Here is a 13,086-nt window from a genome sequence, read left to right on the forward strand (position 1 = left end):
CAAGGGTATTTGCAAGACCGGTGCCAGTTTTGGCATTGAAGGACCAAAACTGGCCTTCGGAAAAATTTAAATTTTTCGATTAAACCTTCGTTTACGGCCTGCGTCGTGGGATTTTAAAGAGTGAAGTAGCGCCGGGCGCGTCCAGGCAAGGGCCTCGAAAAACGCGCCAACTGTCTGCCTTCAGCCGGACTTGAAAACGAATCCGCGCGGTTACGGCCGCGCCCGGTTGCGGGGGCAGCAATCCGGCTTTACCTTTGCCCCATCAATTCTTTCTAGCCAAAGGATTGTTTTTATACAGAGGCGCTGAGAGACAGGCTCGATGAAGCGTCGGCAACCACCCGCAAGCTGCGGAACGGTGCCAATTCCTGACCATATAAAAACAAGTTGCCGTGCGCTTCCTGCCCTGCTTACCAGCCCGTGTTACCGTTTCTGCCGCCGCTTTGTGCTCGTTGGGCACGGCCGCGGCCTGTTGTAGCCCGGGTTGTTGTAGCTAACCGGTAACCGCCCGGAGTGAGCCCGTCCGGGCCGCCCGGCCATTTTTTTGCTTTTGCCATTTGGTAGCCTCGTCGGCTGCCGGGCCTGTTGCCGCGTCGGGCCCGATGGGTTTCCGACGGGTTCATCTGTTTGCTTCCCTCTTTTTACGATTTGCCGGGCTGGGGTCCGGCGTACCTTTTTATGCTCAGAAAATCACTGGAACTGCTGCGGCAGGAGGCGGCCGAAACCGGCGCCGGAACGCTCAAACGAAGTCTGAACGGCTTCAATCTCATCACCATCGGCATCGGCGTAATTATCGGGGCGGGTTTGTTCTCGCTCACCGGCATTGCCGCCGCCAACAACGCCGGCCCGGCCGTTACGCTTTCGTTTGTGGTGGCGGCGGTGGGCTGTGCCTTTTCGGCGCTGTGCTACGCCGAGTTTGCCTCCATGGTGCCCGTGGCCGGCTCGGCCTACACCTACGCCTACGCCACTATGGGCGAGCTTTTCGCCTGGATTATCGGCTGGGACTTGGTGCTGGAATACTCGGTGGGTGCCGCCACGGTGGCCATCAGCTGGTCGCAGTACCTGCTCAAGTTCCTGAGTAAATACGGCATCATCGTGCCGCCGCAGTTGGTGATGTCGCCGTTTGAAACGGCCACGCTGGCCGATGGCAGCGTGGTGCACGGCTTCGTGAATGTACCGGCCATGCTCATCGTGCTGGCCATCACCATGATTATCATTCGCGGTACGTCGGGCTCGGCGTGGTTTAACGCGCTGGTCGTCACGCTGAAAGTGGCCGTGGTGCTGGTGTTCATTGCCCTGGGCTGGCAGTACATCGACCCGGCTAACTATCATCCCTACATCCCCACTAATACCGGCACCTTCGGCGAGTTTGGGTGGAGCGGTATTCTGCGCGGAGCGGGCGTGGTGTTCTTCGTGTTTATCGGGTTTGATATTGTGGCCACCATGGCCCAGGAAACCAAGAACCCGCAGCGCAACATGCCCATCGGTATCATCGGCTCTTTGCTGATCTGCACCGTGCTGTTCGTGCTGTTCGGGCACGTGATGACCGGGCTGGCCAACTATACCGAGTTCAAAAACAGTGCCGCGCCGGTAGCCATTGCCATCGAAAAAACGCCCTACGCCTGGCTGTCGTCGGCCGTGATTCTGGCCATCATCATCGGCTACACTTCCGTGATTCTGGTGGATTTGCTGGGCCAGAGCCGGGTGTTTTTCAGCATGGCCAAGGATGGCCTGCTGCCCCCGGTTTTCGCCCGGATTCACGAGCGGTTCCGCACGCCGCTGCAGTCGAACCTGCTGCTGGGGCTGTTCATTGCGCTGTTTGCGGGCTTCGTACCGATTTCGGTGGTGGGCGAGATGACGAGCATCGGCACGCTGCTGGCCTTCGTGATGGTGTGCGTGGGCATCCTGATTATGCGCAAGCGGGAGCCGGATGCGCCGCGCGGTTTTCGCACGCCCTGGGTGCCGCTGGTGCCCATCCTCGGCATCCTGACCTGCGTGGTGATGATGCTGGCCCTTCCCTGGGAAACGTGGCTGCGGCTGGCCGTGTGGCTGGCCATCGGCCTGGCCATCTACTTCGGCTACGGCCGCAAGCACAGCAAGCTGGGGAATCAAGTAAAAATTGAGAGTTGAGAATTAAGAAGTAAAAGTCGGGCGTGTGGCCCACTGTAGCAGCCGGGGCCGGGAGGTTCCGGCTGTTTGCGTTGCGGGGGGGGCCAGGAAAACCTGGTCGGTGCCGGGTTTTTTCGTATACCCCAGTCATGTCTAATCGTCGCACGTTTCTTTCCTCACTCGCGCTGGCTGCCACGGCGGCGGCGCTGCCTTCCTCGCTTATGGCCACTCCCCTTGCTGCCCGCCCCAAATTGCTGCTGTTCGACGTCAACGAAACCCTGCTGGATCTGAGCAAGCTCCAGACGGTCATCAACCAGGAGTTCAAGTCAGAATTCGCCTTCAAGCAGTGGTTTTCGTTGTTGCTGCAATACTCGTTGGTGGACACCACCACGGCCGCTTACCATGATTTTGGGCAGATTGGGGCCGCCGCCCTCGATATGCTGGCGCAGTCACTGGGCCAGTCTGCCCGTCCCGAGGCGCGCAAAAAGGAGATGCTAGCCCTCATCACCGAGCTGCCGCCGCACCCCGACGTGGTGCCGGCCCTCACGCGGCTGCAGAAAGCCGGGTTTCGGATGGCTACGCTCACCAATTCCTCGGGCCCGGCCGTGCAGAAGCAGATAGCCTACGCCGGCCTTGGCAGCTTCTTCGAGCAGCTGCTGAGCGTGGATGCCGTGCAGCGCTACAAGCCCCACCCCGATACCTACCGCATGGCCTGCCAGAAGCTGCAAACCGCCCCCGCCGATACGCTGCTGATTGCGGCCCACGGCTGGGATACGGCCGGTGCCGTGCGAGCCGGCCTGCAGGCGGCTTTTGTGGCGCGCTCCGGTCAGGCCCTATACCCGCTAGCCGCTGCCCCCGTCTACACTGGCCCCACCATCACCGATATTGCTCGGCAGCTGGGTGCGTAAAATATCATAGAAACTGCCAGTCAGGACGTGTGGGCTATACCTTATGGGCCGATGCTGGAAAGATATGGTCAGGTTAGATTGGCTGGCACGTGAAAACGAAAACTGCCCCACCAGTATGTTCCGGTGGGGCAGTTTTGCGTTAAATTACAAGCTAAAGCGTGTGCTACATAAACACCTTGCGCAGCGCCCACAGGCTCCACACAATCACCATCAGGCCCACGCCCACGAACATCCAGCGCACGGGCAGGCGGCCGGCTAGGCGGGCGGCCAGCGGCGCGGCGGCCACGCCCCCGATGATGAGGCCCAGGATAATCTGCCAGTGCGAGATGCCCAGCGTGGCGAAGAACGTGACGGCGCTGGCAAACGTGACAAAGAACTCCGTGACGCTCACCGAGCCGATAACGTACTGCGGCGTGCGGCCCCCGGCAATGAGCGTGCTAGTCACTAGCGGCCCCCAGCCGCCCCCGCCAAACGAATCTAGGAAGCCACCGGCCGCGGCCAGGATGCCCAGCTTCTTGTGCTTTTTGCGCGGGCCGGGCTTGGCAAATGCTTTGGAAATGATGCGGATACCCAGCAGCAGCAGGTAAGCCGCCAGAAACGGCTTCACGTAGCCGGCATACGTCTCCCCGAATTTCGACAGCAGGTAGGCCCCCGCAATGGCGCCCAGCACGCCCGGAATCAGCAGGGCTTTGAACAGGCGCTTGTTTACGTTGCCGAAGCGGTAGTGGTGGTAGCCCGAGGCGCCGCTGGCAAACATTTCGGCGGTGTGGATGCTGGCACTCACGGCCGCCGGGGCAATGTTCAGGCTCATCAGACTGATGGCTGTCACCACACCGTAGCCCATGCCCAGCAGCCCGTCAATGAGCTGCGCGCCGAAGCCGATGGCCACGAACAACCAGAACGTTTCGGCGTTGGAAGCCGCGTTCCAGACTTGCTCCAGGGTGAAGTAATAGCTCAGGATGTTGAACACCAGCATGGCCGCAAACGCCAGCAGCGCCCCGGTGGCAATTTTGCGCCACCGCGCCGCGGCTGGTGATTCGTAGGCTGGCCCGCCGGTCAGCTCGGCCGTCACGGCGTTCAGGGATTTTACTTTGTGGGCGAAGTCGCCGCCTACCTTCTCCCGAATTTGGGCCATGCGCTGGAGCACGTCGTGCAGCTCATCGGGGAGACTGTGAGTAAGCATTTCGCGCAGGCGCTTGGCAATGGTGGGCGACTTGCCGTTGGTGCTGATGGCAATTTTCAGGTCGCCCTTCTGCACGATGGAGCCCAGGTAGAAGTCGCAGGCGGCGGGTGTGTCGGCCACGTTGCAGAGCAGACGCTGACGGTTGGCATCGGCCTTGATCTGGAGGTTGAGGGCCTTGTCGTCGGTGGCCACAATCACCAGGTCGTGGCCGACCAGGGTGGTGGGGTCGTAGGGATGCTCGCGGAGCTGCACGGCGGGGTGGCGGGCGGCCAGTGCCCGCAACTCGGCCCCAAACCAGGTGGCCACTACCGTAATGGCCGCGTTGGGGCTGTTGGCCAGCATGGCCGAGAGCTTTTCATGGCCCACGGCCCCGCCGCCCACCAGCAGCACGTGCAGCTGCTCCAGCTTCAGAAACACCGGAAACAGCCGGTTGCCATCGGGTACCGCCGGGGGCGGCTCAGGCTGGGGCAGGGCTTTGTTGGAGGAAAGGGACATGGTTGGCGGTGTTGGTTGGGGTCGGATGGAAGCAAGGTAGAACAGCACTAACAGAACGTCATTCCGAGCGCAGCGGAGCGAAGTCGAGGAATCTCGCGTGCAATGGTAATCCTGTCGTTATGATTACTCTGGCAAAGTCAGCACGCGAGATGCTTCGACTACGCCTCCGGCTTCGCTCAGCATGACGTTCTATCGGTTACTCGTGAAACGTCAGGCCGCTTTGGGTGGGTTGCACGTAGCCCTGGCGGATGGCGAAATCACCGAACCGCTCCTGGGGCTGGCGGTTCTGGGCGTAATCGGCGAGCAGGGGCGTGAGTTCCCGCACGATGCCGTCTTCGTCCAACATTTCCTTGTAGAGCTTGTTCATCCGCTCCCCGTTGAAAGCGGCACCGAGGTAGAGGTTGTAGCGGCCCACGGCCCGGCCCACCAGCCCGATTTCGCCGAGGTAGGGGCGGGCGCAGCCGTTGGGGCAGCCCGTCATCCGCAGCAGAATATCGTCCTGAGCCAGACCCTGTTGGCGAATCACCCGGTCCAATCTATCCAATAATTCCGGAAGATACCGCTCGGCCTCCGCGAAGGCCAGCGTGCAGGTGGGCAGGGCCACGCAGGCCAGCGCCCCGCGCCGCAGGGCCGTGTATTCTTTGCCGGCTTCCACCGCCACGCCGTGCTGCTGCAAGGTAGCCTGCACGCTCAGCCGGTGCTCGGGGGCAATGTTGGCGATGATGAGGTTCTGGTTGCCAGTGAGGCGGAAGTCGCCGGTGTGGAAGCCGGCAATTTCGCGCAGGGCGGTTTTGAGCGTGTAGCCGTCCCGGTCAAGGATGCGGCCGCCTTCCACGAACAGCGTGAGGTGGGCCCGGCCATCGGCCTGGATGGACCAGCCGTAGGCGTCGCCGGAGCTGCGGAACTGGTAGGGGCGGGCGGGCTCCAGCGGGTAGCCCAGGCGCTGGTCCAGCTCGGCTTTGAACACGTCGAGGCCCACGCGGTCCAGGGTGTACTTGAGGCGGGAGAACTTGCGGTTTTCACGGTTGCCCCAGTCGCGCTGAATCGTCACGATTTTCTCGCAGGCGTCTACCACCTTGTCGGTGGGCACGAAGCCGATGACGTCGGCCAGGCGCGGGTAGGTGTCGGGCATGCCAAACGTCATGCCCATGCCGCCGCCCACGGCCACGTTGAAGCCCACCAGCTGGCCCCGCTCCTCAATGGCAATGAGGCCCAGGTCGTTGGCGAAGAGGTCGGTATCGTTGTAGGGCGGAATAGCCAGGGCAATCTTGAACTTGCGGGGCAGGTAGGTTTTGCCGTAGATGGGCTCGAAATCCTCTTCGCCTTCATTAGGCTCGCTGGTGAATTGCGACTCCCCGTCGAGCCACAGTTCCCAATACGCCGAGGTATGGGGTGTGAGGTGGGCGCTGATCTGCTTCGACACCTCGTACACCGCCGCGTGTAGGGGGCTTTCGTGCGGGTTGGGGTTGCACATCACGTTGCGGTTCACGTCGCCGCAGCCCGCAATGCTGTCCAGCAAAGCCTCATTGAAGCCCCGGATGGTCTTTTTCAGGTCGCGCTTGAGCACGCCGTGCAGTTGGAATGCCTGGCGTGTGGTGAGCTTGAGCGTGTGGTTGCCGTACTCGTCGGCCAGCTCATCCATGCGCAGCCACTGCGCGGGCGAGGCAATGCCGCCCGGCACCCGCACCCGAATCATGAGCGAGTAGAGCGGCTCTAGCTTCTGGCGCTTGCGCTCCGAGTCCAGGTCCCGGTCGGTTTGCTGGTAGGAGCCGTGGAACTTGATCAGGTGGGTATCGTCGGGATAGAGGGCGCCGGTGAGCGGGTTGACGAGGCTTTCGGCCAGGGTGCCGCGCAGGTAGTTGCTGGCCTGCTTGACGTGCTCGACTTCGGAAAGTTTGCGGGTATCGGACATGGTGGTGGTGCTGGGTTTCGGTGGTCCCAGGGCGGAAGCCCTGGGCGTGGTAGCGGGTTGCGGAGTGCTGGTTGCCTCACCCCAACCCCTCTCCAGGGGGAGAGGGGCTCTAGTTGTAGTTTCTAGAAGGTTTTTATTTTAGGCTAGTTCCTCCTCTCCTTTTCGGAGAGGGGGTTAGGGGGTGAGGCGAACTACCGCAACACGGTATTATCAAACGTCAAAGCCACGTAGTACAGGCCGCCGATGGTGGGGCCGGCGGCGTACTGGATGTAGCGGTTGTTGAGCAGGTTGGTGCCGCCCACTTTTATCGTCGATTTGAGGGCGGGCACGCGCACGTTCACTTGGGCATCGAGGTTCTGGTAGGCGGGCACGCGGCCGTTGGCCAGGGGGCTTTCCCAGACGAAGGAACTCTGGTGCCGCCACACTAGGTTGAAGCCCACATTGCGCACAATTTCGCGGTTGCCGAAGCTCACGTTGGTTACCCAGTGCGGGGTGTTGAAGCCGGTCACGAAGATGTCGGGGGCGTTGTTGGCCGACAGGGCATTGTAGCTGACGTTGCCGCCCAGGGTGTATTTTTGGTAGAAGTTGTAGGTGACGCCCAGCGTGGAGCCGTAGCTGCGGTAGTTATTGCGGGCATTGGTGTACACCCGGTACCGGTCCTGGCGGGCGGCACGGTTGCTGTTGAGGGCGGCCAGCACGGCATCGTCGGAGCCCACCTGCACCTGCTGGCCGGCGGCGTTTTTGGGCACGCTCACCTCCACCTGGCCCAGGAAGCCGGAGTAGATGTTCACGTAGGCGTCGGCGTCGAGGGAGAGGCGGTTATCGAGCAACACGCTGCGGTAGCCCACCTCGTAGGCGTTGATCTGCTCGGGCTGCTCGGTGGGTAGGTTGCCCACCTGCAGCACGCCCCGGATTTCGGGGCGCAAAGCGGCCTGACTGGCGGTGGTGCCGGCGTTGGCGGCCACATAGGCATTCACGGCGGCGTTGAACTGCGAAATGGACGCCAGCGTGTAGGAGTTGTCGAGGTAATTCAGGCCCTCGTTCACGCGGGCCAGCCCGCCCACCCGGCGCACGTTGCCGTTGTTTACGAACGACAGCGCCTCAAACAGCGACGGGAAGCGCCAGCCGTTCTGGTACGAAGCCCGGAAGTTGTGCAGGCCGCCGGCTGTGTACACCGCCGCCACCCGCGGGTTCAGCTTGGGCGAAAACTCAGGGTTGTAGTCCAAGCGCAACGAAGCGGTGAGCTTCAGGCGGTCCTGGAGCAGGCGTTTGGTGGCCTGCCCGAAGCCCCCGATTTTCTTGTAGTACTGGTTCTGGCCGCCGGGCTGGGTGCGCTCGGTGAGCGGGCGGCTGAAATCCACGAAGTTGTTGCCGTCCGGAATCACCTCGTAGAGGCGGGCATCGGCGCCCAGCAGCACATCGGCAAATTTCACCCGTTGGCCCAGGTTCCAGATGGCGTCGGAGTGGTAGGTGCGACTGCGCTGGGTGAGGGCGGCCCCGCCGGGGATGGGCGCGCCGGGCACGTTCACGCCGCTGTCCCAGTTGTTGGTGCGGGTAATCTGGTTTTTGAGGGCCTCAAATTCTGGTGTACCGGGCACGGCGCGGCCGGCATCGGCCACGGTGCGGGCCTGCTGCATGGCCTGGGCCAGGGTGGCCCCGCCGCTCAGCTGGCTTTGCAGCTCCGTCCGGAACTTCGTGCCCCAGGCGGCGTTGGAGCCGTTTTGCAGGTCCAGGTTGAGGGCCAGCGGGTTGAGGTTGTAGGAGTTGCCGGTGTTTTCCACCAGCATGTAGGCGCGGGCCGTGAAGTTCTCGCCCTTCAGCTCCACCTTGTGGTTCTGCACCGTCACGCCGTCGAGCTGAATCTTGTTGCCGCGCTGAAATACGCCGTCCATCAGCCCGAACCGGTAGCCGTAGCTCAGCTCCAGCTTATCGGTGAGCTTGTAGTGCAGGCTGGCATCGGCCTTGATGTTGCGCACGATGGGGTTGGTGAGGTCCCGCTCGTAGTAGCCCGTGCGGCGCACGTTGAAGGTTTCGTTGCGGCCCTGGTAAGGGATGGTGATGCTCACGTTGCCGGCGTTGTCGTCGCCGTAGCGGTTCCAGAGGTCGGCGGCGGGGTTGCTGGCGCCGTTCAGCTCCGGGAAGCGCGGGTTGGCCGACGCCAGGTTCTGGGGGTTCTGGTCGTTCTGAGTGTTCGAGAGCCAGTCGGTGCCGCGCAGAAAGCTGCCGTTCACCTTGTAGGCCCAGCGGCCCGAAGCGCCCAGGCCTTGCGCCCAGCGCACGGCCGTTTCGGTGAGCACGCTCGGGTTGCGGTCGGTGCCGTCCACGTGGTTGACGCCCACCTTTTGGTACACGCTCAGGCCTTGGTAGCTGAAGGGGCTCTTGGTGGTGAGGTTGGCCATGCCGTTGATGGCGTTCATGCCGTAGAGGGCCGAGGCCGCGCCGGGCGTAATTTCCACCGAGGCCACGTCCAGTTCCGTCGGCCCGATGGCGTTGCCCAGCGGCACGCCCAAAGTGGCCGCCTGCATGTCCACGCCGTCCACTAGTTGCATAAAGCGGAAGTTGTTGGGGATGTTGAAGCCGCGGGTGTTGGGCACTTTGAACGTGAGCGAGGAGGTAGTCATCTGCACGCCCTTCACGTTCTCCAGCGCATCATAAAAGCTGGGGGCAGGCGTTTCCTTGATGGCCCGGATGTCGAGCTTTTCAATGGCCACCGGCGAGGTCAGCCGGCTTTCCTCCACCCGCGACGCCGACACCACCACCTCGTTCATCGACACGGCCTTCGACTCCAGTTGCACGCTGATGGGCTGGCTGCCGCTGGCAATTTCCAGCTCCCGCGACTCGTAGCCCAGCGTATTGAACACCAGCGTAAACGGAAACCGCAGCTTGGCTTTCAGGGCAAACTGGCCGTTACCGTCGCTGAGCGTGCCGGTGGTGCCGCCCTTCACAATGATGCTCACGCCCGGCAGCGGCTCGCCGGTGGCTTTTTCGCGCACGGTGCCGCTCACCGAAATCAGGGCCTCCTGGGCGTGCAGGCCGGTGGCGCTGGCTGCAACCAACGCCGGTATTAGTAAGGAAGAGGAAAGAAGATGTTTCATCAAGTTTTTGCAAGAGAAGAAAGGACCCGGGGCGGGGCAGACGGCAGGCCGGCGCAGCCCCCGCGCCCGGGGCGCAGCGGCCGTTACCGGCTACAACATCGTCTTGGAAAAACTGCAGGCATGGGTCGTTCTGGCGGTTTGCCTCACCCCCCCGGCCCCCTCTCCAGGGGGAGAGGGGGAGCCTGACGGGCTGGGCAGGGTTGTAGAGACGCGACACTTCGCGTCTTGTGGTTGCTGAGGTTGTTTTGACTGTCCCGGTACCAGCCGTTCTGGCGGGAGACGCGAAGTGCCGCGTCTCTACAGTGGTCGGTGATTCGTGCAGTGCCGGCCGTTCTGGCGGGAGACGCAAGATGTTGCGTCTCTACAACCGCCAAAGCCGTCTGGCTCCCCCTCTCCCCCTGGAGAGGGGGCCGGGGGGTGAGGCGCCTAATACACATCCTCCAAAAACCGGCGGGCCTTCTTGAGCTGGCGCAGGTACTCGGCGGCGTAGTCGGCGTCGTGGCCGCTTTCCTGCTGGATGATCTGGCGCAGGGCCTGCTGCACGTCGTGGGCCATGCGGGATTTGTCGCCGCACACGTAGAAGTAGGCGCCGTTTTCGAGCTGCTCATACACGCGGCGGCTTTGTTCCAGGAGGCGGTGCTGCACGTAGAGCTTCTGGGCCTGGTCGCGGGAGAAGGCCAGGTCGAGGCGGTCGAGGGTGCCGCGCTTGAGGTGCTGCTGCCACTCGGTCTGGTACAGGAAGTCGGTGGTGAAGTGGGGGTTGCCGAACAGCAGCCAGTTGCGGCCGGTAGCGCCGGTTTCGGCCCGCTCCTCCACAAAGGCCCGGAAGGGCGCCACGCCGGTGCCGGGGCCGACCATGATAATATCGGTAGCGGTATCCTGTGGCAGCTTGAAGTACTCGTTGCGGTCCACCCACACCCGGGCCGTGTCGCCGAGGCTGAGGTGGTCGGCCTGGTAGCCGGAGCAGGCGCCGTGTTTAGCGCGGCCGTTCGTTTCGTAGCGCACGGCCCCCACCGTCAGATGCACTTCCTCGGGGTGCGCCAGCAACGATGACGAAATGGAATACGCCCGGGCCGGCAACGGCCGCAGCACCGCCGCCAGCTGCTGCCCCGACAGATCCACCGGAAACTCGGTCAGCAAATCGGCCACGTCGCGGCCGTAGAGGTAGGCCCCCAGGTTCGGCTTGTCGGCCAGGATTTCGCGGATTCCGGCGTGCTGCGGGGCCACGGCGGCGTAGCGCTCCAGCACGTCGCGCGTGAGCACCGACAGTTCCAGGCGCTCGGTCAGGGCGGTAGTCAGATCCAGCTCCTCGGCTTCGAGGCGTACCGGGGCAGCTTCGGGCAGGCGGGCGGCCTGCAGCACCTCCTGCACCAGCGCGGGGCGGTTGCGGGGCTGTACCATCAGGGCGTCGCCGGGCTCATAGGTCAGGCCCGAGTCAGCCAAAGAAAACTCCAGGTGGTAGGTTTCCTTGGTGGAGCCCCGGCCGTTGAGCTGAATCTTTTCCAGCAGCTCCGTCCCGAAGGGGTTGCGGGCGTTGTACTCCACGGCGGCGGGCAGTGGGGCCACTTCCGGCGCGTAGTCCGCACCTACTGAGGCTACCACCGGCGCGGCCACGGCTGCGCCCGCCATTACGGGGGCCGGGGCAGGCTGCAATTCGGCAATGCGGCTGAGCACCTGTTCGGCCCACTGGCGGGTTTCGTCTTCGAAGGTTACGTCGCAGTCAAGCCGTTCAGCCAGGCGGCGGCCACCCAACTCGGCTAGGCGCTGGTCGAACTCGAAGCCGGTCTGGCAGAATTGCAGGTAGCTTTTGTCGCCCAGGGCCAGCACGGCGTACTGCAAGTCGGGCAGCTTGGGGGCGCGGCTGCTGAGCAGGAACTGGTGCAGCTCCTCGGCCGCAATGGGCGGGTCGCCTTCCCCCTGGGTGCTCACCATCACCAGTAGCAACTGCTCGGTTTTGAGGTCTTTGGTGGGGTAGTCGTTCATGTCGCGCACCTGCGGCTGCAGACCAAGGCGGCGGGCCGCTTCGGCCACCAAGCCGGCGGCTTTCTTGCTGTTACCGGTCTGGGAGCCAAACAGGATGGTGAGCTGACTGGCTGCAGCCCCCGTTGCGGCCGGAGCCGGGGCTACGGCCGCAATGGGGGCTGCAGCCCCGGCGCGGCCGTAGAGGTAGCCGCTCAGCCACACGAGCTGCTGGGAAGTGAGGCCCGCCGCCAACTGCTGCAGCGCCTGGTCGTCGAGGCCGATGGGAAGCGTGGGGGAAGCTGAAAGAAGAGACATAGGACGTGGTGGTTGGGGCAGTGGGTTAGGCGCGTCAGAGAAGTAAGAAGTCATGCTGAGCTTGCCGAAGCATCTCTACCGCTTCGTTGTGGCGGTTCAGGCTATGAAGCGGCTAGTGGTGCTGTCATCTGATTAGCCAGCGGTAGAGATGCTTCGGCAAGCTCAGCATGACGCGCTGATTGTGGCGTTCTGATCAGGCAACTATGCCGCGTACAGTTCCGGCAGCAGCGCCAGCTTCTCCGGGGTGGCCAGGCGGGTGACTTCGCCGATGATGATGATGGCCGGCGCGCCGATTTCGGCGGCGGCGGCGCGGGCGGGCAGCTCGGCTACCGGGCCGGTGACCAGGCGGGCGTGGGGGAGGGTGCCATTCTGGATGATGGCAGCCGGCATTCCGGCGTGGCCCTGCTCGCAGAAGGCCTGCACGATGCGCGGCAGCTCGCCCAGGCCCATCAGAATGACAGTGGTGCCACGGGCGTCGCGGGCGGCTTCCCGAATGCTGCCGGCCAGCTCGCCGGTGGCAGTGGTGGCCGTAATCACCCGAAATCCTTCGCTCAGGCCCCGGTGCGTGACGGGAATCCCGGCGGCCCCGGCCGCAGCCACCGCGCTGCTGATGCCGGGCACGTAGTCCGTGAGCAGGCCGTGGGCTTCGGCGTAGAGCATTTCCTCCCGGCCGCGCCCGAACACGAACGGGTCGCCGCCCTTGAGGCGCACCACGTGGCCGTAGCGGCGGGCGTAGTCCACAATCAGGGCATTGATGTCGTCCTGCGAGTGGCTGCGCATGCCGCGCCGCTTGCCCACCGGCACCAGCACGGTCTCGGGGCGGGCGTGCCCGAGCAGGGCGCGGTTGGCCAGCGCGTCGTACAAAATTACATCGGCTTCCGACAGCACCCGCGCCCCTTTGAGCGTGAGCAGCTCCGGGTCGCCGGGGCCGGCACCGAGTACCGTAAGGCGGGGCGTTTGCATCGGTGGAATGGTGAAGTGGTGAATGAGTGAATTGTCCGTCATGCTGAGCCTGTCGAAGCATCTCTACCGCTTCGTTGTGGCGGTTCAGTAGCCCAGGGTTTAAACCCTGGGCTATGGAGCGGTTATCGGTGCTGCCATCTGATCAGC

The 13,086-nt window shown here is 63.5% G+C and carries 7 protein-coding genes and 1 riboswitch; of the genes, 2 read left to right on the forward strand and 5 right to left on the reverse strand.

Translation table 11 applies throughout. The annotated features are described in order from the left end of the window. The first annotated feature begins 287 nt into the window (after nt 1-287). A riboswitch (SAM riboswitch) is annotated at nt 288-380 on the forward strand. Nucleotides 381-675: 295 nt separating this feature from the next. Both EI293_RS11520 and EI293_RS11525 read left to right on the forward strand, forming a co-directional pair. Then, on the forward strand, nt 676-2,127 hold the full coding sequence (locus EI293_RS11520; RefSeq protein ID WP_125437742.1) for an amino acid permease: 1,452 nt from the start codon (nt 676-678) through the stop codon (nt 2,125-2,127). A 128-nt stretch (nt 2,128-2,255) separates the two neighbouring features. After that, entirely contained in the window at nt 2,256-3,014 is a 759-nt protein-coding gene (locus EI293_RS11525) for a haloacid dehalogenase type II (protein WP_246010618.1), read from the forward strand. Nucleotides 3,015-3,177: 163 nt separating this feature from the next. Here the strand turns inward: EI293_RS11525 and EI293_RS22570 are convergent, their stop codons facing one another. The 5 genes from EI293_RS22570 to cobA all read right to left on the reverse strand — a co-directional run bounded on the left by EI293_RS22570 (nt 3,178) and on the right by cobA (nt 12,981). Beyond that, nucleotides 3,178-4,692, reverse strand: a complete 1,515-nt coding sequence (locus EI293_RS22570; protein WP_125437744.1) for a TSUP family transporter — start codon at nt 4,690-4,692, stop codon at nt 3,178-3,180. 196 nt (nt 4,693-4,888) lie between these two features. Then, entirely contained in the window at nt 4,889-6,604 is a 1,716-nt protein-coding gene (locus tag EI293_RS11535) for an NADPH-dependent assimilatory sulfite reductase hemoprotein subunit (protein ID WP_125437746.1), read from the reverse strand. A gap of 191 nt (nt 6,605-6,795) precedes the next feature. Continuing rightward, the gene (locus EI293_RS11540) at nt 6,796-9,699 is read right to left on the reverse strand and encodes a TonB-dependent receptor (RefSeq protein ID WP_125437748.1); all 2,904 of its coding nucleotides are present in this window, start codon (nt 9,697-9,699) and stop codon (nt 6,796-6,798) included. 426 nt (nt 9,700-10,125) lie between these two features. Continuing rightward, a complete protein-coding gene (locus EI293_RS11545) occupies nt 10,126-11,976 on the reverse strand; it encodes an assimilatory sulfite reductase (NADPH) flavoprotein subunit (protein ID WP_125437750.1) in 1,851 nt (616 codons plus the stop codon). A 201-nt stretch (nt 11,977-12,177) separates the two neighbouring features. After that, entirely contained in the window at nt 12,178-12,981 is an 804-nt protein-coding gene (gene cobA, locus EI293_RS11550) for a uroporphyrinogen-III C-methyltransferase (protein ID WP_246010619.1), read from the reverse strand. Nucleotides 12,982-13,086 lie beyond the last annotated feature (105 nt).

The sequence above is a fragment of the Hymenobacter perfusus genome (assembly GCF_003944765.1).
In the GTDB taxonomy this organism is placed as follows: Bacteria; Bacteroidota; Bacteroidia; order Cytophagales; family Hymenobacteraceae; genus Hymenobacter; species Hymenobacter perfusus.

What these genes read in the sequence shown, in the direction of transcription:
- EI293_RS11520 (WP_125437742.1), top strand. Translation starts at nt 676, where the DNA reads ATGCTCAGAAAATCACTGGAACTGCTGCGGCAGGAGGCGGCCGAAACC.
- EI293_RS11525 (WP_246010618.1), top strand. Translation starts at nt 2,256, where the DNA reads ATGTCTAATCGTCGCACGTTTCTTTCCTCACTCGCGCTGGCTGCCACG.
- EI293_RS22570 (WP_125437744.1), bottom strand. Translation starts at nt 4,692, where the DNA reads ATGTCCCTTTCCTCCAACAAAGCCCTGCCCCAGCCTGAGCCGCCCCCG.
- EI293_RS11535 (WP_125437746.1), bottom strand. Translation starts at nt 6,604, where the DNA reads ATGTCCGATACCCGCAAACTTTCCGAAGTCGAGCACGTCAAGCAGGCC.
- EI293_RS11540 (WP_125437748.1), bottom strand. Translation starts at nt 9,699, where the DNA reads ATGAAACATCTTCTTTCCTCTTCCTTACTAATACCGGCGTTGGTTGCA.
- EI293_RS11545 (WP_125437750.1), bottom strand. Translation starts at nt 11,976, where the DNA reads ATGTCTCTTCTTTCAGCTTCCCCCACGCTTCCCATCGGCCTCGACGAC.
- cobA (WP_246010619.1), bottom strand. Translation starts at nt 12,981, where the DNA reads ATGACGGACAATTCACTCATTCACCACTTCACCATTCCACCGATGCAA.